This is a genomic window from Mariniflexile fucanivorans, assembly GCF_004341235.1.
Taxonomy (GTDB): domain Bacteria; phylum Bacteroidota; class Bacteroidia; order Flavobacteriales; family Flavobacteriaceae; genus Mariniflexile; species Mariniflexile fucanivorans.
Genome location: NZ_SLUP01000003.1, coordinates 367105 through 394074, shown reverse-complemented (window position 1 = coordinate 394074; position 26970 = coordinate 367105). Strand labels below are relative to the sequence as shown.

Genomic DNA, 26970 nt, shown 5'->3' with positions numbered 1-26970 from the left:
ATGACAATTATAGCAATGCGAATTTCAAACTCTGAGACAAACAATGTGCAAAAAATAAGCATATCTGATATTAATTTGAAATGAATCACGATTCAATTAACCTTTTATCAGAATAAGAAATTAAATATTAGTAAATAATTTATGAAAAATACAATATACATTTTTTTGATAATGATTCTATTTGAATGGAATTATGCGACTGTATTTGCTCAAAACAACACAAAACCAGACCATATTTTAGTAGATGCTAGAGTAAAGGTGTATAATGAGGATGGCACGAGAAGCTATAAAGACTATAAGCCTTTTAAAACGCGTACTTTAGCGTTATTACCAGATTTTGAAAGTAAAAACACGCAATTAAGTAAGTATGGTGGCGATATAAACCAACCAACTAATTTTGCTACGGGCTTTTATCATGTGAAAAAAATTGGTGATCGTTGGTGGGGCATAGACCCATTAGGCTACAAATATTTCAACATCGCTTTAAATGGTGTTACCGAAGGAAAATCAAAAAGAACGAAGGAGGCATTCATTCAAAAATTTGGAAATAAAACAAATTGGATTAATGAAACTGTTGAAATGTTACAGGAAAATGGGTTTAATTGTACAGGTTCGTGGAGTGACGTAGAGGCGATTGTAGAAGCCAATAAAACACTGGAAAAACCAATAGCGTACACCATTATTTGGAATTTTATGAGCAGTTATGGTAGAAAACGTGGAGGTACCTATCAACAATCTGGACATATTGGATATCCAAATGATGCTATTTTTGTTTTTGATCCAGATTTTGAAACTTTTTGCGATGAACACGCTAAACAACTAGTCACCTATAAAGATGATCCTAATTTATTCGGGCATTTTTCAGATAACGAAATGCCTTTTAAATTTGAAGCTTTAGATAATTATTTAAGTTTGAAAAAAGCTGATTACGGATATATTGCTGCCAACAAATGGTTGTTAGATAACGGAATAACTAAAGAACAAATAACCGATAAACACCGCGAATTATTTATGGCGTTTGCTGCCGAGAAATATTTTTCCATTGTTTCTAAAGCTATAAAGAAATACGACCCCAACCACATGTATATTGGATCTCGTTTTTATGCAGCTGAAAAAAATTATGAACAGTTTATGAAAGCAGCTGGAAAGCATCTGGATGTTATTTCTAATAATTATTACAATTATTGGACACCCGATGCAGAACAAATGGCAAATTGGTCAAAATGGTCGGGCAAACCTTTTATTGTAACGGAGTACTACGTTAAAGGCGAAGATTCCGGAATGGGTAATACTAGTGGTGCGGGTTGGATAGTTAGAACACAAAAAGACCGTGGTTTGTTTTATCAAAACTACAATCTCGCTTTGTTAGAATCTAAAAACTGCGTAGGTTGGCATTATTTTAAATACCAAGACAACGACCCTACCGCAAAAGGTGTGGATCCTTCAAACATTGATGCTAATAAAGGTATAGTTAGTAACCAATATAAGGTTTGGAAACCCTTGATGGAAAAAATGAATGAAATAAACACAAATATATATAACCTAATAGCATATTTTGATACTCATGAAAATTAGAACCACATATTTAAAATCACTTTACAAATTCAGTTGTTTCTTTATCTTAATTGCTGCTACGGCATGTGTGTCTACTTCCAAAATGTTGGTGGACGATAATTATTCTTTTGAACGTTCAGAAAACAACCCTATGATTTATCCAGATATGGAAGGTTTAGAGGGTGTTTTAGGAAAAAACATAAATGGGCCTTCTGTAATTAAAGTCCCAAATTGGGTTGAAAATCCGTTAGGGAAATACTATATGTATTTTGCAGATCATCATGGTAAATATCTTCGATTGGCTTATGCAAATGCGCCTATGGGGCCGTGGACAGTTTACAAACCAGGCGTACTTCATATAGATAATACAGCAGCCAAAGGACATATTGCATCACCAGACGTAATTATTGATGAAGCATCCAAAACCATAAGAATGTATTTTCATGGTTATAATCAAGACAAATCAGGACAAAAAACCTTTGTAAGTACCTCTAAAGATGGGGTGAATTTCACAGCTTCCGAAACCATATTAGGACCTTCCTATTTTCGTGTTTTTAAATACAAAGGAGATTATTATGCCCTAGTTACAGGAACATTTTACCGTTCTAAAGATGGTTTAACTCCATTTGAAAAGGGCGTTAATATATTGCCAAAAGCAAGACATACGGCAGTCACTTTAAGTGGTGATAAACTTATTGTGTTTTATTCCCAAAAAGGCGATGCTCCCGAACGGATTCTTAAGTGTGAAGTCAATCTTTCAGATGGGATTTGGAAAAACTGGAAAGCAAGTGCGCAAGAGGAAGTTTTAAAACCCGAAATGGATTATGAAGGTGTAAAATTGCCTATTCAAGAATCCGTAAGCGGATTTTCAAAAGTACCCGTACACGAATTAAGAGATCCCGCTATTTTTATTGATAAAAATGATGTATATCTCTACTATTCCATATCTGGTGAGTTTGGAATTGCAGTGGCAAAACTCAAAAAATCAATCTAAATAAAAATCATAGTTAATAACTAGATTATGAAACAAATTATCATAGTTTTTATAAGTATATTTTTTTTAACAAATTGTTCATCATCTAAAAAAAATAAAACTATTGAAAAACCAAATGTCCTTTTCATTTCAGTAGATGATTTAAACGATTGGGAAGGCGCTTTGTTGGCAAATCCGCAGGTTAAAACACCTAATATGGATAAGCTTTTTGGTCAAGGTGTTTTGTTTACCAATGCACATTGTTCGCAAGCTGTTTGTACGGCTTCCAGAAATTCACTGCTTAGTGGTATGCATCCAACAACATCTGGTTGGTACAGTTCTACTCAAAACATGCGAAAAAATTATGACACGGTAATGGCGAATCATAAAATGCTTCCGGAACACTTTAAGAACAATGGCTATAATACTTATGCTGCTGGAAAAGTATTTCATGATGGAGAATCTGATTATCCTGATAAAACCGATAATTTTTGGACAGCATATGCACCACATTTTTGGAATGGTATGGAAAAGCATATTAAAGAAAACGGATTTGGTTATAGAGGCAATATGTTTTATCCATTTCCTAAAGGTGGTGGACAATTAGTTCAGCTTTACGGTGAAGATAATATCAATGAAAACTATAAAGACACCAACCGATTTTACTCTTTATGTGGTGGTCCTTTAGAAAAAGAAGATATTCCAAAAGAAGGTATGTACGATGAGCAAATTGCTAATTGGGCTATTAATAAATTAAATGAATCTCAAGAAAAACCGTTCTTTTTGGCGGTTGGATTTATTCGTCCTCATGTACCTTATACAGCGCCTAAAAAGTATTTCGATTTATATCCTATTGAAGATATAATCGTACCAGAAGTGCCTGAAAACGAAATGGAAGATATTCCTATGATGGGAAAAGCCATCGCTTACGGCTACACACCTAAAGGTGGTTGGGGCGATGTATCTGCTAAAAAAGAAATCTTGCCAGAACTGGTGCAATCATATTTAGCGTGTGTCTCTTTTGTAGATGACCAAATAGGAAAGGTTATTGATGCTTTAGAAAAAAGTCCGCATGCCAAAAACACCATTATTGTTTTATGGTCAGACCATGGGCAACATTTAGGAGAAAAACGTCATTTTAGGAAACAAGCGCTTTGGGAAGAAGCAACTAGAGTTCCTTTATTTTTTAAGGTACCAAACAATAAAAGTAACGGACAAAAAAGTAGCCAAGTAGTTAGTTTGTTAGATATTTACCCAACGTTAACCGAACTTTGTAACCTTCCTAAATTACCAAAACTAGAAGGCGTGAGTTTGGTACCACTTATTAATTCACCAGAAAAAAAGGAAGATAGAGCTGTTTTAACCACTTGGTATTATAAGAACCATGCGGTTAGAAGTAACGATTGGAGGTATATTCATTATCGAGATGGTGGTGAAGAGCTTTATAATCATAAAACAGATCCAGGCGAACATATAAACTTAGCCAATAATCCTGATTATGCAGAAATTATTGAAGTACATAAAAAATGGTTACCAAAATACGATGCCATACCAGCGGGTTCAAAAACATGGAAAGGCGATAGTTTAGATAAATTAATCCAGGAATGGGTTGAAAAGGATTCAATTCCTTTATGGTTAAAATAAAATATTAAAAAAAGACTTCATAAATAGTAATAAAAACATGAAAATAACCAGTGGTCATTCCAAATTAGTTTTAGTAATAATATTTTGTATTGCATTAATGCCACTACAAGGTTTATCTGGAAATATTATAGATACTACAGATTACTCATACTGGCGAAAACTAGCAAATACATCAAAGATGTTTGGAGCTATGAAAACTAGTGCCATGACTGTTGCAAATCAAGGCGATGGTGAAACCAGAGATGTTATGGGATCCAATGCACTTGCCTATATTCTCGACCCTTCAAATAAAAGCAAATACATCAACGCTATTAAAAATAAATTCGAGACTAGAATCCGAACTATGAAGATAGGAAATGGTGCTGCAACTTCATCTGTACCTTCCCATGAGTTATTTTATGCGATTTTGGCACTTGATGTAATTAGGTATGATTTGGATGCTGCTGCCCTTTCAAAATATGAAGGTTGGCTCGAAGAAAAAATCATGACATTAGTAATCGGTAAGTGGGATCCCCACGCTTGGGCCATGAGAATGTTGTATTACAAATATCTTGGAGATGATGCCAAATTTAAAGAAGCAAAGAAAGAGTTTGATATAGGATTATCAGAGCATTATATGCCTAATGATGGGGTTTCCCCCGCTGGAAACGGATACTGTGTGCAACGGTGGAATTCCATTGAACGTGCAGCCAAAAACACCACGATAAACATCATGGAATATATGGGTTACAACGATTATTACAGTAACCCGGGAATCGTTGGACTTAAAGAGTTCATGTATGGATATGCCACAGCGCCCTTCGGTAGAATTTTGTTGTATGGAGATTCACGAAATACGGACGATCAAAAGGCATGGGATATTGAAGATGGGCATATTATTTTGTCTCCTCACATTGTCTCGGCTGCTCGTTTTTCACCAGAAGCTTACAAATACGCTATGTGGACATTACGTGAAGGCGCAGGTGTTTCTGAAGGCATAGTGAAAGGACATTTATCCAATTACATCATTATGGCTGGATCAGCTAAAAAAAATAATCCCATAGATTTTAATACGGACGATGCTGTTTTGGCTCCAAGCCGTTTATTTGAAAATTATGCGGCTTTAAAATCTAGAGAACAGTCTACCAATGCGCTTTATATGAGTATGCTCAACCTGAAAGGAAATACAGAATACCATACACATTATGAAGCGAATGCTTTAGCTATGGCTGGTTACGGTGAAATTTTACTGCGTAATGCTGGTTACGATGGACCCAATGCAGATGCGACTATTAACGGAGTCACTGCCACTTTTGATTTTATGCATTCAAATTCAGAATCTGCTAATACTTTGATGATAGGTGGAAAAAGACATACATCAAAAGAAGCTGAAGGTATTGTTGAAGGACTTCTAGGTGAACATGTTGAATATTTTAGAGGTTCCAGTTCTAAAGCCATTGCGGGAACCCATTTCAGAGATGTTGTTTTTATGCAACCATCAAACGGCGTTAACGGCTATTATGTGGTCATGGATCATGTAACTACCAATAATGCTGGCGATAATGTAAATGTCGTATGGCACCCAAATGCATCAATTTTAAACACCATTAAGAACGAAACACAATACTTTTCTGAAATAAAAATAGAAAAAGGAAACACAGGGCCTCGTGTGTATTCTGAAAACAAAGCCACATTAACTACTTTTTTAGGTACGCCTCCAGCTTCCGTAGAAATAAAGAAAACCGCAAATCAATCCAGAGCAGGATATGGGTATGCTGCCGATTATATGTATGCTAACTATAATACAACCAATCAGCAAGCTAATATTCTTACCGTTTTGTTTCCCGGAGATAATAACCATAAAACAGGAAATTTAACCAGAATTGAAGCGGGCGATTATACAGGGAGTGAAATTACTCAAGGTGAAATAGTAGATGTTGCGTTTATCTCAAATGGAAATTCTATTGGTGAATACGGTTTAGAGACTTTTCAAGGAGAAAATATCCTATATAGAAAATCTTCTGATAAATTTATATCCTATTTTGTAAAAGGTACATCATTTAAAACAAGCAAGGACTTTCAAACAGGTTTTAAATCGGATACTCCTGTTGCACTTTATATGAATATTAATAAAACTAAAGGGCAGATTGTTTCTCCTGGCACAGAAGTGACCTTTTACGCTCCTAGTATTTCTTCAGTAAAAATAGAAGGAAGCAATCTTCCCATTATTGATTCAGGAACAAATTGGGTGAGCGTTAACATTCCAGAAGGGACGTATGAAATTGAACTGATGAATAATTGAAAAGAGAGAGAAGTTATAACTAGAATTCGATAATTAATATGAATGAGTTACAAGAATTTCAGAAGTTAGTCATAGCCAATGCTAGTCATATAAAAGGGTTGAAGGTTGGGGATAAAGCACCAGATTTTGTTTTACTCAATGCTTTTGAAAAGCCAATTTCTCTTGCCGAGTGTTTGAAATCTGGTCCTGTTATTTTGAAATTTTACAGAGGTGAATGGTGTCCTATTTGTAATCTAGACCTAAAAGAGATTCAAAAGTATCTGAGTCAATTTGAAAAATTTAATGCCAAAGTACTGGCAATAAGCCCTCAGAAACCCAATGATTCACTCACCCTTATCCAAAAAAACGAGCTTGGATTTGAAGTGCTAAGTGATGAAAATCAGAACGTTATTTGTAGTTATAATCTCCAATTTGATCCCGGTGAAGATTATCACCAGAGAAGAGATCTTTCGGTTTTAAATGGTGATGGTTCTATAACACTTCCTGTGCCTGCAACCTTTATTATAAATACTGATTTTAGCATAATTGGGAGTCATATTGATTCAAATTATACAGAGCGAATGGATCCAAAAGAAATTTTAAAAATTTTAGAAAGTAATACTTAAATGAAGTTGTAATCATAGGTTATACGAATAGAATTCAATAATTATTTAATAATGATAAAAAAAATATTAATAGTATTTTGTGTTGTCCTTTTTTATCAATGCAAATCAAGTCATATTGCTGAGGTTAAATCAGAACCCATGGATCTCTATTTATGCATTGGTCAGTCCAATATGGCTGGACGTGCGGCTATTGAACCCATAGACCAGGATACGCTAAGCAATGTTTATCTGTTTACAGGTAATGAAAACATGCCATGGGAAAAGGCAGCTAACCCGTTCAATAAGTATTCTACAGTTAGAAAAGAAATGCGCATGCAACGATTGAGCCCTAGTTATGGTTTTGCAAAAGCAATGCATGAAGCTATGCCCAATAAGAGAATCGGTTTAATAATAAATGCAAAAGGAGGTACCTCTATAGAAGAATGGAAACCGGGCGATACGTTGTATAATGAAGCTATAAGTCAAACTAAAAAAGCATTAAAAACAGGCGGGACTTTAAAAGGCATAATTTGGCATCAAGGAGAATCCAACACCTCTAGGTATAAAAAATACATGGGTCAATTAACAGACTTGATTGAAGCATTAAGAACAGATTTAAACATGCCTAATATACCATTTGTTGCAGGTCAATTATCAACAGATAAACCACAAAGAAATAATTTCAACCAAATGATTTTAGAGTTGCCAGCCAAAGTAGAAAACACAGGAGTTGTTACTACCGAAAACACATCGACAATAGACAGCACACATTTTGATAGCGCCAGTCAACGCCTTTTAGGAAAACGCTATGCCGAAGCCATGATAAAGCTCTTAAAAAATTAATTATAAATAACCAATAAAATGAAACATTTACTTACCTGTTTTTTATTCCTTTTGTGCATGATTACTTATGCGCAAACTACTTATTTTGTTGATGATGTAACAGGTAAGGACAGCAATAATGGCAAAGCCAAAACAACGCCATTTAAAAGTTTATCAAGCGTTAACCAGTTGCACCTCAAACCAGGAGATTCCGTGCTTTTCAAAAGAAACGGAAATTGGCAAGGAAATTTAATACCACAAGGTTCAGGAAAAAAAGGACAACGTATTGTTATTGGCGCTTATGGAAAAGGGGATGCTCCTAAAATAGATGCACAGGGTAGAAAACAGGAATTGGATAGTTTGTCGGCAACCATTAGATTATATAATCAAGAATTTTGGGAAATTCGTGATATTGAAGTCCAAAATTTTGAAAAAGGAAATCCACAAAGACCAGTAAAAAAAGCAGGAATTTTGGTTTTAGCAAAGGATATTGGAACACTTAATGACTTTAAATTCGAAAACCTAAAAATAAGTAACGTAAACGGTTCTTTAAGAACAAGGGAAAACGGAGGGCTGTTTTTAAATATTATTGCAGATACCATTCCAGAAAAAAGAGTACCAACAAACTTTGACGGTGTCTACATAAATAACTGTTATTTTCTTAATGTAGACAGAGGTGGTTTTTTAAATCAATCGGTTTGGAAAACCCGCGATTTAATATCAAAATTTGGCGAGATATCTAAGGATGGAAAAGTAAACAATTGGTTTCCTAGCAAAAATATCCTTATTCAGAATTGTAAGTTTGAAGAAATTGGCGGAAACGGATTGGTGACTCGTGTTTGCGACGTTCCTATAGTGCAAAACAACCTGTTTGTACGATGCAGTACCAAAACAACTGGAAATGCTTCATACCCTTATAATTGCGACAATGCGCTTTGGCAATATAACGAAGCGTGCTATACGGTGTATAATGAAGGCGATATAGATGCCAGTGGTTTTGATAGTGATTATTTATGCAAAAACACCATAATTCAATATAACTACAGCCATCATAACGATTGGGGCGGATTATTGGTTTGCTCGTGGGGAAAACTTAAAAATGCCTTTAATGATGGTACCGTCATTAGAAACAATATTTTTCAAGATGAAAAGCACCATATGATTCGTTTTTCGGGTAATATTACAAATACTGAAATTTCAAACAACCTATTTGTTACAACTGCCGAAGTTACAGATGTGATGCTTTGGTATAAACATTGGGGCGGTATTTGGCCTACCACCACCACGTTAAAAAACAATATTTTTTATAATTCAGGAACTCAGAAATTTTTGAATTTAGGGGAAACGGCTTCTAATTCAATTTTAGATAACACATTGGAAGGGACTCCTTTCTCAGACTTTTCAAATTTTAAATCTTCTGAAAATAAGAAAGCATTAGATGTGAAAATTCAAAATATAAGAAGTATAGGTAATCGACAAGATTTTTCTGTTTCAAAAGCCAAAGAAGTAACTGATATGATGTGGGATTCTAAATAAGAATTATACAAATCAAAAAATTTAAAAAATAATCCTGAAGAATTACAAACTTAATCCATTAAAACCACACCTTAATAATTATTAAAATGAAACGTTTTACAGTTTGTTTTTTGTTGATTTTTGGCATCATATTAAATGCCCAAACCACCTACTATGTTGATGATTTAATTGGAAATGACATTAATAACGGAACAAAGAAAGAAACCCCGTTTAGAAGCATAGATAAAATAAATCAATTAGCTCTAAAACCAACTGATTCTGTGCTTTTTAGAAGAGGTGGTCAATGGATGGGGAACCTCATTCTAAACGGAAGTGGTTTTAAAAATAAACGCATTGTAATAGCTGCTTATGGAAGTGGAACAGCGCCCGTTTTGGATGCCAAAGGGCAAATTGCAAAAGGAGAAAATGCGTCGTATACAATTCGTCTTTTTAATCAAGAAAATATTGAAATACGAGATTTAAAAATTAAAAATTGCAATCCTTTTGAAGAACCTCGGAAATTAGATTTAAAAGAGAATACAGCCTATGTGAATTCACCTAAAATGGGTATTTATATTGAAGGGAAAGATTGTGGCACACTTCACGATATTCACTTAATCAATTTAGAGATTTGCGATATTAGTGGCGATATGAGTACTAAAAATAACGGCGGTGTTTTTGCGGAAATTTCATGGAGTGAAGACGAAGCAAAACGTGTAAAGTCCAATTTTGATGGTTTTTATACCGAAGGTTGTTACATTCATGATATCGATAGAACAGGTTGGTCCAATATATCGGTTTGGGACAGAAGGTCGTTAAAAAGCAAGTGGGGCGATACTTTGGCAAATGGAAAAATCCATAATTGGTACCCAAGTGAGCATGTTATTCAAAGAAATAATAAATATGAAAGAGCAGGGGCAAACGCGCTTATTGTGCGTGTCGCCAAAGCACCTTTGGTGGAACATTGTGTATTTAAATATAATGGATTAAAAGGCAGTGGTAATGCGTCATTTCCTTTTAGTTGCGACGATGCCCTTTTTCAATATAACGAAGCTTCGTATACATTTTATAACACAGAAGCTACGAGTTGGGATGGAAAAAAAGATGTAGATGCTGGCGGTTTTGATAGCGATTGGAATTGTAAAAACACCATCATTCAGTACAATTATAGTCATCACAATGGGCACGGTGGTATTCTTATTTGTTGCGATGGCGCGAGTAAAACCAGTTTTAACGATGGTACGATAGTGCGTTATAATATTTTTGAAGATAATGCGCATCATATTATTAGAAACTCAGGAAATGTGACCAACACAAAAATCTATAATAATGTGTTTTATTCAGGTATTGAAAACGATTTGGTTCAGCTTCTTTATCATAAAAGTTGGAATGGATATCCAGATAAAACCACGTATTCAAACAATATATTTTATTCCTTAGGAAAAGGAAATGAGTTTGAATTCACTAAAAGCACCAATAACAAATTTGAAGCTAATACATTTTATGGAAACATAAAAAACGAACCTGAAGATTTATCTAAAAGTAAAACCAATCCATTATTTAAAAGCGCATCGAGTTCACAAACAAATTGGAAGTCGTATTTGCGATTTATGCTTCAAAATAATTCTCCAGAAATAGATAAAGGCATCCAGATAGAAGGACATCCTATGAAAGATTTCTCAGGAAACCCTATACAAGGAAATCCAGATAGAGGGGCTTTTGAATATAGTAAGTATTAAATTTATTAAAATATATCGTTAGAAAAGGATAATTAATATACTACAACTTTTTCACATTTGAAGAATCCCTAACGATTAATTCGGCATCAAGAATTTTTTTATTTAATGTTTGCTTTATTTCGGGGTTATTTACACGTTCTAAAAAAGTTAATGCTGCCAATTTTCCAATTTCTGTACTGTGTTGGCTAATACTTGTAATAGTAGGGGTTACCATGGCCGTAAATGGTTCATTGCCAAACCCAATTAAGGCAATATCATTAGGGATATTTATGTTATTTTCATTAAGTATCTGTAAGGCACCTAATGCGGCATAATCTCCAGCAACATAAACCGCATCGGGTCTGTTTTTTAAGTTGAGTAGTTGCATCATTTTATCTCTACCATCTTCTAAGGTAAGACTGCTTTCAATTAGTAACGATTCATCTAGAGGTAAATCATATTTTTTTAAAGCATCAACATATCCTTTAATACGGTTATTAAAAATTCGTGTCCGTCTATAACCTCCAATATGAGCAATGCGTTTACAGCCTTGTTCTACTAAATGTTCAACAATCATCTGGCTACTTTCGTAATCGTTTATACCAATATAATCCACATTTAAATCATTCTCACCACGGTCAAATAAAATTAAAGGAATACCTTTCGATTTTACTTTTTCATAATAATCTAAGCTTATGGTTTCGTTTGCCATAGAAGCAATAATGCCATCAACCTGTGTAAATAATAAGGTGTCAATATTGCTACATTCTTTTTTATACGACTCGTTGGATTGGGTAATAATAATATTGTATCCTTCCTTATTTAAAACTTCTTCTATATTTTGAATCACAGAAGAGAAGAAGTTACTATTTGTTCTAGGAACAATAACGCCAACCAAGTTGCTTTTTCCTCTACGAAGCGCACTTGCTAAGTGGTTGGGTTGATAATTTAACTCTTTGGCCACTTTTTTTACAGCTTCTTTTGTTTTTGTACTTATTCTAGAATCATCGTGAAGCGCCTTGGAAACAGCTGCTGGAGAGATATTTAAAACGCTAGCAATGTCTTTTATCGTAGTTTTTTTTTTGTTTATCATTTTTTTATATACTTTTGCTTAAACGTTTAAGCAAATATAGTATTTCAGTTTTTATAATCAAAGCAGATCTATTTTTATATGTTTTTCTTATATTTACTTGAAAGCGATTGCTTAAACGTTTAAGCAGAAAATAATTTAACTAAATCAATAAAATTTAACAAAATGAGTAGAGTAGTAACATTTGGTGAGATCATGCTAAGATTAGCACCACAAGGATTTTTAAGATTTTCTCAAGCAGACAATTTTGATGTTGTTTATGGTGGTGGAGAGTCTAACGTAGCAGTATCGTTAGCAAATTATGGTATTTCTGTAGATTTTGTAACACGTTTACCTAAAAATGATATAGGTGAATGTGCTATGATGGAAATGCGTAAACGTGGCGTTAATGTAGATAAAATTGTTTGGGGTGGAGAGCGTTTAGGTATCTACTTTTTAGAAACAGGAGCTGTATCTAGAGGAAGTAAAGTAGTTTATGATAGAGCTCATTCTTCTATGTCTACTATCCAATCGGGTATGATTAACTGGGAAGAAGTATTTAAAGGCGTAGAATGGTTCCATTGGACTGGTATTACTCCTGCAATCTCTCAAAGTTCTGCCGATGTTTGTTTAGAAGCTGTAAAAGCTGCTAGCAAATTAGGTGTTACTATTTCAACCGATTTAAATTACCGAGCTAAGCTTTGGAAATATTGCGACGCTGCAAAAAGAGAAGAAATCATGACTGAATTAACATCTTATTGTGATGTTGTTTTAGGAAATGAGGAAGATGCTGAAATGCATTTTGGTATTAAACCAGCAGGTGCAGCTGTACAAACTCATGGTCATGATGTGAAAGCTGAAGCATTCTTATCTGTTTGCCAACAAATGATGAAAAAATTCCCAAAAGCTAAAAAAGTAATTACGACGTTAAGAGGTTCTATTTCTGCATCTCATAACACATGGGCAGGTGTTTTATATGATGGTAAGAAAATGTTGGAAACACGTCAATACCAAATTACAGATATCGTTGATAGAGTAGGTGGTGGTGATTCTTTTATGGGAGGTTTAATTTACGGTTTATTAACTTACCCAGATAACGACCAAAACGCATTAGATTTCGCCGTTGCAGCATCTTGTTTAAAACATACTATTAAAGGTGATGCTAACTTAGTAACTGTTGATGAAGTTACCAAACTTATGGGTGGTGATGCTTCTGGTAGAGTAGCTAGATAATTATATATATTAATTTAACCTACAAGGTTTTTTGAAAATCTTGTAGGTTAAATATTAAACTATGTTTAACATCAAAACATAGTTTAAATGGCATTTAAAAGTTTCAACTAAACTAAAAATCTTCAATATTAAACATGGAAAAATCGATTGCAATTATTTGTGGTGGTGGTCCAGCTCCAGGAATAAATACCGTTATTAGCACTCTAGCAAAAACTTTTTTAAAAGATGGCTACAACGTTATAGGTGTTCATCATGGTTATAAAGGATTACTTTCTGATGACCCTTCGTTAGTAATGTTTGATTTTCATCACGCAGATCGCATATTTAGTCGTGGAGGCTCTACATTAATAATGAGTAGGTTTAAACCAAAAGATAGCGATTTTAAAGCAGATTTTTTTAAGAAACATAATGTTAAACTTTTGGTAACTATTGGTGGCGATGATACCGCTTCAACCGCAAATAGATTAACCAAATTCGTTAACAGTCAGAATTTAGATGTCGCCCACGTTCATGTTCCTAAAACCATAGATAACGATTTACCATTACCAGATAGAAACCCTACCTTTGGTTTTCATACAGCAAAAGATGAAGGAGTTCGTATTGGAAATACGGTGTATGAAGATGCTAGAACAAGTGAGAACTGGTTTGTAGTGGCTGCTATGGGGCGCTCTGCAGGGCATTTAGCGTTTGGAATTGCATCGGCTTGTCATTATCAAATGATGATTATTCCAGAAATGTTCAATAAAACAAAGATTACTTTCGAGAAAATCATTAATATGATTATATCATCCATTGTAAAATGTAAAATTCAAGGGATTGATTATGGCGTTGCTCTGGTAAGTGAAGGCGTTTTTCATTTTATGGAACAAGATGAAATTATTAATTCTGGCATCAACTTTACCTATGATGATCATGGACATCCAGAATTGGGCAATGTAAGTAAATCACATATATTCAACTATTTATTACAAGTTAAGTTGAAAGAACTAGGTCTAGATATTAAATCAAGACCCGTTGAACTTGGTTACGAACTTAGGTGTTGTAACCCTATTGCATTCGATTTAACCTTGTGTACTCTGCTTGGTATTGGCGTTAAAAAACTTTTTGATGAAGGCATCTCTGGTTGCATTGTAAGTGCAAATTCTAAAGGAGATATTACACCTTTATATTTAAAGGATTTTGAAGATAATAACGGTAAAATTCCACCTAGATTAGTAGATATAAATTCAGATATGGCACAATTGTTCATAAATAACCTGTTCTATATAAAAGAAAAGGATTATGAAGAAGCAAAACAATATTTACCAAATCCAGAGGCATACGATTTCAAAAAAATATTAAACTGGAACTGAAATAAATTCCAAAAAATAAAATTTCAAAGTCCAAATGCCGTTGTGTTTGGAGAGTAAAAATAAATAATAAAAATAATAAAATGGCACAATTTTCAAGATTAGAAGTAGCTCAAGCCATGAAAGATACAGGGATGATTCCTTTATTTTTTCACAGTGATATTGAGTTAAGTAAAAAAGTATTAAAAGCTTGCTACGATGGTGGCGCACGCTTAATGGAGTTTACAGCTCGTGGCGATTTCGCTCACGAAGTTTTTGGCGAATTAACTAAATACGCTGTTAAAGAATTACCAGGAATGATAATGGGTGTTGGTTCTGTTACTGATGGTGCAGCAGCATCATTGTATATGGCTTTAGGAGCTAACTTTATTGTAACGCCTGTATTAAGAGAAGATATCGCTATTGCATGTAACCGTAAAAAAGTATTATGGTCTCCAGGCTGTGGAACCTTAACTGAAATAGCTAGAGCTGAAGAATTAGGCTGTGAAATCGTGAAATTATTCCCTGGTGATATTTACGGACCTCAATTTGTTAAAGGAATTAAAGGTCCACAACCATGGACAAGCATTATGCCAACAGGTGGTGTGGCTCCAACTGAAGAAAACCTAAAAGGATGGTTTGATGCAGGTGTAACTTGCGTTGGTATGGGATCGCAATTAATTTCTAAAGACATTATTGCTAATAAGGATTATGCAAAACTAGAACAAGACGTTAAAAACGCCATGGCTCTTGTAAAAGCTGTTAGAAAATAATTTTAATTTTTATCTATAAAAGATGCCGAACCATTTTGTTTGGCATCTTTTTTTTATTTCCTATGTAGTTTTCTTATTTCTAGTAATTCTAATGTTACTAGGTATAATCTATCTAAAATCATCTTCACTTTTACTACATACGTCATTATGTGCTTTTAAAATTTGTAATAGCAATTAAAAGCTATAAATCTCTTAATGATTTTAATAGGGTTTCTGTAACAAAAAATATATTATAAATTCCTTTTCAGAATTTTTTGGAGGCATGTTTTATTATTTTTAGTTGAAAAATCTTATTTTTTATAAAAAAAATGATTTTTTTTAATTAAAAATTTAATTTTTTATAAATTTTTTTTCACCTCTATTTTTGCATTTTTCGAAAACGTTGTAGAGAGCATTTTTATGCTCGAAAATTCATTTTAATAATCTTCAGATTTGATTTCCATAAGGCTTGTGCCTATACTTTTTCAAAAAAAACAATTAATTGAAGAAAACTTAAATAAATCAATAAAAAACATACGTATATTGACTATAATGAATAAAAATATATGTATAAATGATTAAAATGTAATAATAATGCAAAAATAAAATTATTCATCATATAAAGCTTCAGTAAGAGATATGACATTTGTCATATTTATTAGTACCTTATTGAAATAAATTTGAATAGTTATTTAGTGCTGAAAAAGCTAAATATTCTTACAAAAAAATAACACTTATTTAATATGAAAGTAAAAGATAAAATTGCCTTGTTAAAATCCAAAAGAGAACAAGTTGCCAAAATGGGTGGAGATGCTAGAATTGAAAAGCAACATGAAAAAGGAAAATTGACCGCAAGAGAACGTATAAACCTTTTATTTGACGAAGGTTCTTTTTATGAAATCGATTCTTTAGTAAAACATAGATCAACAAATTTCGGAATGGAACAGGTTGAAATTCAATCTGATGGAGTAATTGTTGGACATGGAATGATAAATGGAAGAGTTGTTTTCGCTTTTTCTCAAGATTTTACTTCAGGTGGTGGTGCTTTAGGAGAAATGCACGCTACTAAAATTTGTAAAGTGATGGATTTGGCAATGAAAGCAGGAGCTCCAATTGTTGGATTAAATGATTCTGGTGGAGCAAGAGTTGAAGAAGGTGTAGATGCTTTAAAAGGATATGGAGATGTTTTCTTTAGAAACTCTAGAGCTTCGGGGGTTATTCCTCAAATTTCAGCTATCATGGGACCTTGTGCTGGTGGAGCTGTTTATTCACCTGCCATGACCGATTTTATCTTTATGGTGAAAAAAACTAGTAATATGTTTATTACTAGCCCTTATGTAATTAAAACAGTTACAGGTGAAGAAACCACTTTTGAAGAATTAGGAGGTGCTATGGTTCACAACACAAAAAGTGGAAATGCTCATTTTGCTTGTGAAAACGATACCGATTGTATTGAACAAATAAGAGAGTTAATAGATTTTCTACCTAATAATAATATGGAATTAACACCAGCATTAGATATGGAAGATGATCCTTTAAGATCTTGCGACATATTAGATACTATTATTCCAGACGATTCAAAAGAAGCTTATGATATGAAAAATATCATAGAAGAAGTTCTTGATGGTGGGTATTTTTATGAAGTTCATGAACATTTCGCTGAAAACTGTATTGTAGGTTTTGGTAGATTAAATAACCGTTCAGTAGGTATCATCGCAAATCAACCTATGTTTTTAGCAGGTTGTTTGGATATCGATGCATCAGATAAAATTAGTAGATTTATTCGTACCTGTGATGCTTTTAATATACCTATTATAACATTTGTAGATGTACCAGGATATTTACCAGGGGTTCAACAAGAATGGAATGGTATTATTAGACATGGTGCTAAATTACTTTGGAGTTATTCTGAAGCTACTGTGCCTAAATTTACAGTAGTTGTACGTAAAGATTATGGTGGTGCTTATGTAGCAATGAGTTCAAAACATTTAGGAGCAGATATGGTATTTGCATGGCCAACTGCAGAAATTGCGGTTATGGGAGCAAAAGGAGCTGTAGAAGTAATTTCAACATACAAAAAAGAAATTGCAACAGCAGAAGATAAAGCAGCTAAAAGAGAAGAGAAAATTAATGAATATGAAACTGCTTTTGGAGTGCCTTATTTAGCAGCTGAAAGAGGTTACATTGATGAAGTTATTTTACCAAGTGAAACTAGAGAACGATTAATAATGGCTTTAGATGCTTTAAGGTCTAAAGTAGAGTTAGTACCAGCAAAAAAACACGGAAATATCCCTCAATAAAAATATATTATTATGACATTACACGAAAAAAAGAGAAAAGCAGCAGTAATAGCAGCAACAATTTATCTTAACATGGAAGAAAAAAAAGATAAAATAGTATCTCAATATGGTTGGAGCAAAATGGGAATGATAAGAAGAATGAACGACAGAAAATTGCTATTTAGCAATGGTAGAACGATAGGCGGTAGAATTATCTAATTTTAAAATTACAACACAATGATATTTGATAAACACGGGGCATTACAAATGACCAAAATGGATTACAGCGCCGACAGGCCAAAAGCAGAAAATCCAATAAAAATACAAGATTTAAGTTTTAGAGACGGGCATCAGTCTTTATTTGCAACCAGAGGAAGAACTGAAGATATGATTCCTTTTGCAGAACAAATGGACGAAGTTGGTTTTCACGCCATAGAAACGTGGGGTGGAGCAACGTTTGATACCATGCACAGATATTTAGGTGAAGATCCATGGGAACGTTTAAGAACACTTAAAAAATACATGCCTAAAACACCATTTTTCATGTTGTTAAGAGGTCAAAATGTGGTTGGATATAGAAACTATGCCGATGATGTTGTTGATAGCTTTGTGCAACGTGCTTGCGATAACGGGATGGATATTTTCAGATGTTTTGATGCATTAAATGATTATAGAAATTTTGAAACTGCAGCTAAAGTTGTAAAACGTAACGGTAAACATTTCCAAGGAACTATTTGTTATACACTTACAGAACCAAGATTAGGTGGTGACGTTTATAACATCGATTATTACTTAAACAAAGCGAAAGAATTAATGCAATTTGGAGTCGATTCAATCTGTATTAAAGATATGGCTGGTTTAATTGCTCCTTATGATATTTATAACTTAGTAGTTGAACTAAAAAAAATAACTGATATTCCAATAAACTTGCATACGCATTTCACATCAGGAATGGGTGATTTAGCCATTTTTAAAGCTATTGAAGCAGGCGTTGATATTGTTGATACATGTATGGCTCCATACGCTTACAGAACGTCTCATGCAGCGATAGAGCCTTTAGTGATTTCATTGTTAGGAACCAATAGAGATACTGGTCTAGATATTAAAAAACTGACTGATATTAGTGCTCAAATGGAAAAAGTGATTCCTAAATACAAGCACCTAGATAATAGTCCTAAATATTCTATAATTGATACGAATGTAATTTTACACCAAACACCAGGAGGTATGTTATCTAACTTGGTGAATCAATTAAAATCAATGGATGCGTTAGATAGATTAGACGATGTATTTAGAATGCTACCTAAAGTTAGAAAAGATTTAGGTCAAATTCCATTGGTAACACCTACAAGTCAAATTGTTGGAGTTCAAACAGTAAATAATGTATTGTTTGATTCTTATGAAGGCGAGTATTCTCGTATTACACAAGAAGTAAAAGATTTATGTTATGGTTTATATGGTAAAACAACATTACCAATTAACCCAGAACTTAGAAAGAAAGCTTTAAAAGATTACCCAAGAGGCGAGCAACATATTGAAGTAAGACCAGGAAGTATTTTAGAACCAGAAATGGCAGAAGTAAAAGAAACTTTTAAAGACTTAGCGAAAGATATTGATGATGAAGTATTATTAGCTTTATACCCAGTAACTGGTAAAAAATTCTTGAAAATCAAATATGGTATTGACGAGATGCCAGAGGATATGAAAGCTAAAACATTGGAAGATGTTAAGAAAGAAGAAGAATTAATAGCAAAAGCTTTATCTGGCGAATTGAAAGCAGGTGGTGGCAATTCTAGCGACATTATGTGCGATATGGAAGTACTTGTTGATGGAGAGTCTTTTACGGTTTCAATTCCAAAAACAAAATCTACAACAAGATCTGTATGGAAAAAGAAAGAAGCAAAAGAAGAAGTTGTTACCGAAGGAGCTATTATCGCACCAATACCAGGTATGATTGTAGAGTTCAATAAAAAGAATGGTGATGTTGTAAAAGCAGGTGAAATAGTAGTTGTTTTAGAAGCAATGAAAATGATGAACAATTTTAGTGCTAATAAAGATGGTGTAATCTCAGGAATTAAATTCGAATCTGGAGATACAGTAGCTAAAGGAGATATCCTATTTACAATAGATTAAAAAATTAAATAAAATAATATAATTAATAGCCTAAGAATTTTTCTTGGGCTATTTTTTTTAAGGGTTTTAATTAATTCTTAAATAATTAGTATTTCAAATTTTTTGTGTAAAAGAAGGATTTCATTTCAAATTAATCACAATCGAGTATTTTATTTCTGATAATAAATAATTATAAAATTATAATATCTTTTGATGATTTTAAGGTTAGTTTTGATACAAAAATTCTACTTTTGTTAGTATTAAAATAAGTTAAGTTATGTCTGAAACTATTGAAAAAATAAAATGTTTAATTATTGGCTCTGGACCTGCGGGTTACACAGCGGCAATTTATGCAGCTAGAGCTAATATGAAACCCGTATTATATCAAGGAGCACAACCAGGAGGTCAATTAACAACCACAAACGAGGTTGAAAATTTTCCAGGGTATCCAGAGGGTGTAACAGGGCCACAAATGATGATGGAATTGCAAAAGCAAGCAGAGCGTTTTGAAACCGATGTGCGCGATGGCTGGATAACTAAAGTAGATTTTTCAGGCGCTATACATAAGGTATGGGTTAACGATGTAAAAGAAATTCATTGTGATACCGTTATTATTTCAACAGGAGCATCTGCTAAATATTTAGGTTTAGATTCTGAACAAAAATATCTGAAATTAGGTGGTGGTGTTTCTGCTTGTGCTGTTTGTGATGGCTTCTTTTATAGAAACCAAGAAGTTGTTATAGTAGGTGCTGGAGATTCTGCTTGTGAAGAAGCTCATTATCTTTCTAAATTATGTAAAAAAGTAACCATGTTAGTAAGACGTGATGAGTTTAGAGCGTCTAAAATTATGGCTGATAGAGTTAAAAACACACCAAATATCGAAATATTATTCAATACAGAAACCGATGAGGTTTTAGGAGACGGACAAGTAGTTACTGGAGTTCGGGTATTTAATAATCAAACTGATGAAAAACATGAGATTCCAGTAACAGGATTTTTTGTAGCTATTGGCCATAAACCAAATACAGATGTTTTTAAAGGTTTTTTAAATTTAGATGAAACAGGTTACATCATAAATATACCAGGAACTTCGAAAACGAATATAGAAGGTGTATTTGTTTCTGGTGATGCGGCAGATCATGTTTACAGACAAGCTATTACTGCAGCAGGAACAGGATGTATGGCAGCCTTAGATGCAGAACGTTATTTAGCAGCTAATGATGCTACTTTTGAAGTATCTACATCTACTTATAATTAGTAATCTTTAAATTAAAATATTAGCCGAAGTAATTTCTTCGGCTTTTTTTATGAATTGATTTTTTAAATTTGGCAAAATGTGTTTTCTTTGAAAACTATTTTAAACGGGATGTGGCGCAGTCCGGTAGCGTACACGGCTGGGGGCCGTGTGGTCGCAGGTTCAAATCCTGTCATCCCGACAAAATAGTATATCAAATCATATCAAAAACCTGTTAATCGTATGATTTACAGGTTTTTGCATTTTTAACGATTTCAAAATAAAACAAAAAATTATGTTAAAAAAGTCAACAATTCGGATAACAAAATTAATTCTCGAAATGTGTTGACCGAATTGTTAAAATCCATCGGTTGTTCGGAATAATAAATGTATCTTTAAAGTGATTTGGCTTTCGTCTGGTAATAAAAAGTATTAACTAAAAGACGAAATCATGAAAACAACAAGTACTTTAGGTATTCTGTTCTGGGCAGATTTAGCAAGAGTAAAAGACAGTCAAGCTTCCATTTATGCAAGGATAACAGTAAAGGGCAAGCGAGCAACACTGAGTTTAAAACGTAAAGTTCGCGTATCGGATTGGGATACTCATAGGGGTAGGGCACGTGGAACAAACCAAAGCATCCGGACACTTAACAATTATCTAGAACAAGTTAACAGTGACCTTTTCCAATGCTACCAAGACTTGAAGACAGAGCGTAAGCTAATAACCTCAAATGCCATCAAGGCAAGATACCTAGGAGATGATGAGCAGAATCATTCCATTAAAGATATCATCAACTACCATTATGAGGACATGGAGGGCAAACTTAAGTGGGGCACTCAAAAAAACTATTATACTACTGAAAAGTATATATCAAAGTTTCTATTGAAGCGTTACAAGACAGCTGATATGTATTTGAGGGAACTCGATTATAATTTTATACTCAAGTTCGAAAAATATCTAAGGGGATATGTTCCAACGGATCACCAAAGGAAAATGGGTAACAATACGGTGATGAAACATATAGAGCGCTTTCGGAAACTTATAAATCTAGCGCTTAAATTGGGGTGGATGGAAAAAGACCCATTTATAAACTTTAAGTCCCATATTATAAAAAACGAAAGAGGATTTTTGAGTTCAGATGAATTAAATGCGATAGAGGAGAAACAGTTTACGATAGAGCGGTTGCAACTGGTAAGGGATCTGTTTGTATTCAGTTGTTATACTAGTTTAAGCTATATCGATGTAATAAACTTAACAGAAGACAATATCAATATTGGGATTGACGGCGAATTGTGGATTCACTATAGAAGAGAAAAAACGACCAAGCTCATTAGAATCCCTTTATTGCCGAAAGCTTTACAAATTATGGAGATATATAAAAATAACCATAAATCCAAATCTAGAGGAAGTTTGTTCCCTAAAATATCAAATCAGAAATTGAATTCTTATTTAAAGGAAATTGCAGATGTATGCGGCATCAAAAAAAATCTGACCTTTCACATAGCCAGACATACATTTGCCACTACGGTCACACTGAGTAATGGTATTCCCATAGAAACGGTTTCAAAATTGTTGGGTCACTCTAAAATATCCACAACCCAAATCTATGCTAAGGTCCTAGAGCGAAAGGTCAGTGATGATATGAAAAAGCTAAGAGATCAATTTTTGAGCATGAAAAAGGTGTCGGAGAGAACGACCAGAAAATGAACTTTCTAGTGTTTATAAGCCATCCGAAAGGCACCATTTTTAATGGTCACCGAATTTGTCCCGATTTAACAAACTTTAACATTTTGTTTTTATTATTAAGGCCAAAGGCAAACAAAACTATTCAAAGTTAATTTTGCAATTCGCGATTTACAAATTGTAAATAAAATTGGAATTGTATATGTTCATATTTTAATTGTGTTCAAGAATAATGAACTTATATAAATCAATGAACATTATTATTGTTTAATTTTGGTCTTATTGTGGTATTGATAAAAAACTGACGTTTCATGTTGCCCGCCATACTTTTGCCACCACGATTACTCTTTTAAACAATGTGCCACTGGTAACGGTATCGAATCTTTTGAGCCATAAAAAGATTTCACAACCCAGAAGTATGCCCGGGTTATTGAAACAAAGGTAAGTAGGGATATGTCGAAAATCGCCCAAGCTTTAAGGATAATAAAGCGCTCTTCTTTAGTCTTAATAGTTTTTTGTATTAGATTTTTTTTGTGTGTGAGGCAATATGAAAATGAATTACTAAAATAAAGACCCCTTCTTCATGAAAAAGAGATAAGAAAGCACGAACTCACCATGTCCAGTAGTGAGATAATGAAGTTGTATATTTGCACATGCATAAGTTATGGTTCCAGCTGGAGGCGCTATGTTAAATGAAGCATTTATTGAACCTATTACGAATTTTGAATAGAGAAATTTCGGATAGATTATATATGATTACAAATCATCTTATTTTAACTTGAATGTTTCAATTCTGTTATCTTCCATTCAAGGTAAAATGGCTTAACTTAATCTACAATTACTCAATTAAAAACCATAATCAGTATATTTTTTGATTATAATGGTAAAATTTAATTAGCAAGGGGTAAATATTGGTATTTTCATTTCCTCTATAACAATTAATTTTACCAAATACTATAAATGTGTTTAATTAAATCCAAAGTCAATAAGGAAATTAAATCATTATATATCTGATTTTTTAACTAAACTAAAATAAATCAAATGAAATTGAGAAAAGAATTGATAGCTAGAAACTTTTTGAGTAAATGGTTGCTCATCTTGATTTTAGTTTTACATGGAGGCATGTTTGCCCAAACTAAAAACGTAATAGTACAAGGAACAATTGTTGGACAAGATGGAATGCCTATTCCTGGTGTGACAGTTTTGGTGCTAGGAACTTCAAAAGGAGCTGTGAGTGATTTTGATGGAAATTATTCCATTGAGACTAAAGTTAACAGTGAATTAGCTTTTAGTTATGTTGGTTTTCAAAAACAAGTTATAAAGGTAACTGGACCTAAATTAAATGTTTTGATGAAAGAGGATATTTCAGAGCTAGACGAAGTGGTAGTTATTGGTTATGGTACGCAAAAGAAAAAAGAAATTACAGGCTCGGTAGGCCAAGTAAAAGCAGAAGAACTTGAGAATGTAATAACAAGTGATATTGGTGCTGCATTACAGGGTCAAATAGCTGGTGTGAGCGTAACAGCTAATAGTGGTGAGCCAGGAGAAGGTTCTGCAATTACTATTAGAGGGATATCATCGCTAACAGGTTCAAATTCACCTTTATGGGTTGTAGATGGCGTTCCGCAATCTGGAGATCCTGGATTGAATCCTAATGAAATTGAAACCATGGATATTTTAAAAGATGCTGCTTCAGCTTCTATATATGGTACAAGAGCTGCAGGTGGTGTTATTTTAGTAACAACGAAAAGAGGAAAAGTTGGAAATACTAAAGTAGGGTTAGAGGTTACTAATGGTTTGCAAATAATTACACGCCAAACACCTCTCATGAATACCAATCAGCAAATATTTTTTGATTTGAATGATCCAACGAGAACAACTTCTGCTGCAAGTTCAGACAGATATAGTTTGCTTAATGATAATGATTTAAGAGATTTTACTGAAAATGATTTTTCTACTATAAATAGATACAATTTTGATATTTCCGGTGGTAGTGAAGATATAAAATATAGTGTTGTAATGGGACTTTTTAATCAAGAGGGTACCGTTATAAATTCTAAATTAAAGCGATACAACCTAAGAGCCAACGTTAATTTAACTAAAGGGAAATTTACTATAGATAATGGATTTGGTTTTACTGTTGATGAAAGAGAACGTCCAAATTTCAACTTACTTATTTTTGGACAACGTGCGTTACCTTACCTAGATCAAGTAGATGGCAACACAACATCTTTCACTAGTGAAAATGATGATACTGGAGCAAGTTCTGCTTATGGGCAAATATTAGAAGCAATAACTAGAGATAGACAAGTTGGTCGTGATAGATTTGAAGCAAGTACTAATATTAAATATCAATTAAATGATCATTTTCAATTAACAACGTTAATTAGTGGTGTTATAGAGAATGAACAAGAAAAACAAGTACAACCGCCTTTCGCGTTATTTGATAATAACGGTAATAATTTACGTACAGCTTCTGATAGTTTTATATATGAAGGAAGATCTCGTAATGTATTAATCAATTGGAATGGTGGTATAAATTACGATCAACAATTTAACAAACATAAAATAAATGCATTAGCAATTATTAATGTTGAACAAGATTTTTTCTCATCTATTGGGGCTGTAAAAAGAGGATTGTTATTTTCTGATCCTTATGTTAACTTATCTACTGCAACTATTGGAGAAGAATTAGGGTCCGATGTCACTTTAAATTTTACAGGGCCGTCTACAGTAGAGCCAGATTATAAAACGAAACGAGTAGGTACCGTAGGTCGTGTTCTTTATGATTATGATGGAAAATATCAATTAAGCGCAAGCGCAAGGATGGATGCTTCCAATCAATTTTCAAAAGATAATTTATATGCATTTTTCCCTTCTGCATCACTAGGTTGGACAATTTCTGATGAAAATTTCTGGAAAGGCTTTAAAAAAACGGTAAATAATTTAAAATTTAGAGCTAGTTATGGTACTACAGGTAACGACCGTTTTACCCCTAACTCCATATATAGTCCTGTAGCGGTAGGCTACAATGCAAACTTTCAAAGTGAGAGTGGTACGGATCAAGAAAATTCTGGAATTATTCAACAACAGTTCGGTAATCCTGATTTAAAATGGGAGGTTACTAAACAGGCTAATTTTGGTATTGATGTAAGTTTTATGAAAAGTATGTTAGTTTTCACTGCGGATTATTATACTACTAAAAAAGAGGATCTATTAACTCAAGTTCAAATAAACTCGAGTTTTGGTGCTTCGGTACAAGCAGACCGTGATTTAACAGGTAGCCGATTTGCCGTTTTCAATGTTGGAGACATGACCAATAAAGGTTTTGAAGCTACATTAAGATATAGACCAAAAGTAGGTAATGTTAGATTTAACATTTTAGGGACATTCACTACAAACAAAAACGTAGTGACGAACCTTCAATCTGAAAGCGGATTACAAATGTTTACTACCACACCAGTATTTGGCGACAATTTAGCAAGAGCAATTGGTTTACAGGAAGGAAGAGAAGCAGGTTCTTTCCTAGTATTCAAAACTGATGGTATTTTTAAAGATGCTACAGAATTAGCAGCATACAATGCTAAATATGGTGAAACCAGACAACTTGGTGATTTAAAATATGTTGACTCTAACAATAATGGTACCTTAAGAGATGAAGGAGATAGAGTTTACAGCGGTAGCGGACTTGCAGATTATGAAATGGGTCTTAATATTCAAGCCACTTATAAAAATTGGTTTTTCCTTACTAATTGGTTTGCTTCTGTAGGTAATGAAGTATATAATGCTACAAGAGCTAGTGCCATGAAAGCGGGTCGTCATAGAGATCTAATTTATCAATACATTCCAGGAGTCAATGAAGATACAGATATTCCAACTTTTAGAAGCACATCTAGGGCATCTGGAGATAACAATTATAATGGAAGCTCCGATTTCTTCATTGAAGATGGATCGTTTGTTCGCTTAAGAAATGTAGTTGTGGGTTACACCTTACCTAAAGAGGTTTCAGATAAATTAGGACTTACAAGGTTTAATATTTATGCCAATGCACAAAACGTTCTTACAATTACAAATTATACAGGTCTAGATCCAGAAGTTGGTGGTAATAATATCCAATTTAAAGGAATAGATAATGGCATCATTCCAACTACAGCAAGTTATAATTTAGGTTTAAGATTAAATTTTTAA

The 26970-nt window shown here is 33.5% G+C and carries 18 protein-coding genes and 1 tRNA gene; 18 read left to right on the top strand and 1 reads right to left on the bottom strand.

Translation table 11 applies throughout. The annotated features are described in order from the left end of the window. The first annotated feature begins 171 nt into the window (after positions 1-171). The 8 genes from EV196_RS08230 (at position 172) to EV196_RS08195 (ending at position 11112) form a co-directional block, all read left to right on the top strand. Complete coding sequence (locus EV196_RS08230; protein ID WP_207902833.1) at positions 172-1575, top strand: hypothetical protein; 1404 nt, start codon at positions 172-174, stop codon at positions 1573-1575. Beyond that, entirely contained in the window at positions 1565-2548 is a 984-nt protein-coding gene (locus tag EV196_RS08225) for a glycoside hydrolase family protein (protein ID WP_207902832.1), read from the top strand. Before EV196_RS08230 ends, EV196_RS08225 begins: the two co-directional genes overlap by 11 nt. Positions 2549-2575: 27 nt before the next feature. Further along, positions 2576-4171 (top strand): sulfatase, encoded by a 1596-nt coding sequence (locus tag EV196_RS08220; protein WP_132217216.1) that lies wholly within the window; start codon positions 2576-2578, stop codon positions 4169-4171. 37 nt (positions 4172-4208) lie between these two features. Continuing rightward, a complete protein-coding gene (locus EV196_RS08215) occupies positions 4209-6452 on the top strand; it encodes a hypothetical protein (RefSeq protein WP_132217214.1) in 2244 nt (747 codons plus the stop codon). Positions 6453-6490: 38 nt separating this feature from the next. Further along, positions 6491-7057: a peroxiredoxin family protein gene (locus tag EV196_RS08210; protein WP_132217212.1), complete on the top strand. Its 567-nt coding sequence runs from the start codon at positions 6491-6493 to the stop codon at positions 7055-7057. Between the two features lie 138 nt (positions 7058-7195). Next, entirely contained in the window at positions 7196-7879 is a 684-nt protein-coding gene (locus tag EV196_RS08205; RefSeq protein WP_165876127.1) for a sialate O-acetylesterase, read from the top strand. Positions 7880-7897: 18 nt separating this feature from the next. Further along, a complete protein-coding gene (locus EV196_RS08200) occupies positions 7898-9394 on the top strand; it encodes an SH3 domain-containing protein (protein ID WP_132217208.1) in 1497 nt (498 codons plus the stop codon). Between the two features lie 86 nt (positions 9395-9480). Beyond that, entirely contained in the window at positions 9481-11112 is a 1632-nt protein-coding gene (locus tag EV196_RS08195) for a hypothetical protein (protein WP_132217206.1), read from the top strand. Positions 11113-11152: 40 nt separating this feature from the next. Here the strand turns inward: EV196_RS08195 and EV196_RS08190 are convergent, their stop codons facing one another. Further along, complete coding sequence (locus tag EV196_RS08190; RefSeq protein WP_132217204.1) at positions 11153-12184, bottom strand: LacI family DNA-binding transcriptional regulator; 1032 nt, start codon at positions 12182-12184, stop codon at positions 11153-11155. A 162-nt stretch (positions 12185-12346) separates the two neighbouring features. Between EV196_RS08190 and EV196_RS08185 the strand changes: the two genes are divergently transcribed. From EV196_RS08185 to EV196_RS08135, 10 genes are all read left to right on the top strand, one after another. Next, positions 12347-13393, top strand: coding sequence for a sugar kinase (locus tag EV196_RS08185; RefSeq protein WP_132217202.1), 1047 nt, complete (start codon positions 12347-12349; stop codon positions 13391-13393). A 134-nt stretch (positions 13394-13527) separates the two neighbouring features. Continuing rightward, positions 13528-14745: a 6-phosphofructokinase gene (locus EV196_RS08180; protein ID WP_132217200.1), complete on the top strand. Its 1218-nt coding sequence runs from the start codon at positions 13528-13530 to the stop codon at positions 14743-14745. An 80-nt stretch (positions 14746-14825) separates the two neighbouring features. Further along, positions 14826-15494: a bifunctional 4-hydroxy-2-oxoglutarate aldolase/2-dehydro-3-deoxy-phosphogluconate aldolase gene (locus EV196_RS08175; RefSeq protein WP_132217198.1), complete on the top strand. Its 669-nt coding sequence runs from the start codon at positions 14826-14828 to the stop codon at positions 15492-15494. A 722-nt stretch (positions 15495-16216) separates the two neighbouring features. Beyond that, on the top strand, positions 16217-17773 hold the full coding sequence (locus tag EV196_RS08170; RefSeq protein WP_132217196.1) for an acyl-CoA carboxylase subunit beta: 1557 nt from the start codon (positions 16217-16219) through the stop codon (positions 17771-17773). A 12-nt stretch (positions 17774-17785) separates the two neighbouring features. Next, positions 17786-17971 (top strand): hypothetical protein, encoded by a 186-nt coding sequence (locus EV196_RS08165; RefSeq protein WP_132217194.1) that lies wholly within the window; start codon positions 17786-17788, stop codon positions 17969-17971. An 18-nt stretch (positions 17972-17989) separates the two neighbouring features. After that, positions 17990-19885, top strand: a complete 1896-nt coding sequence (locus EV196_RS08160) for a pyruvate carboxylase subunit B (RefSeq protein ID WP_132217192.1) — start codon at positions 17990-17992, stop codon at positions 19883-19885. Between the two features lie 256 nt (positions 19886-20141). After that, positions 20142-21122 carry a thioredoxin-disulfide reductase gene (gene trxB, locus EV196_RS08155; protein ID WP_132217190.1) on the top strand — a complete coding sequence of 327 codons (981 nt, stop codon included), beginning with the start codon at positions 20142-20144 and terminating at the stop codon, positions 21120-21122. Between the two features lie 104 nt (positions 21123-21226). Beyond that, positions 21227-21300 (top strand) — tRNA-Pro (locus EV196_RS08150). Between the two features lie 249 nt (positions 21301-21549). After that, a complete protein-coding gene (locus tag EV196_RS08145; RefSeq protein ID WP_132217188.1) occupies positions 21550-22806 on the top strand; it encodes a site-specific integrase in 1257 nt (418 codons plus the stop codon). A gap of 1017 nt (positions 22807-23823) precedes the next feature. Further along, entirely contained in the window at positions 23824-26970 is a 3147-nt protein-coding gene (locus EV196_RS08135; protein ID WP_132217186.1) for a SusC/RagA family TonB-linked outer membrane protein, read from the top strand.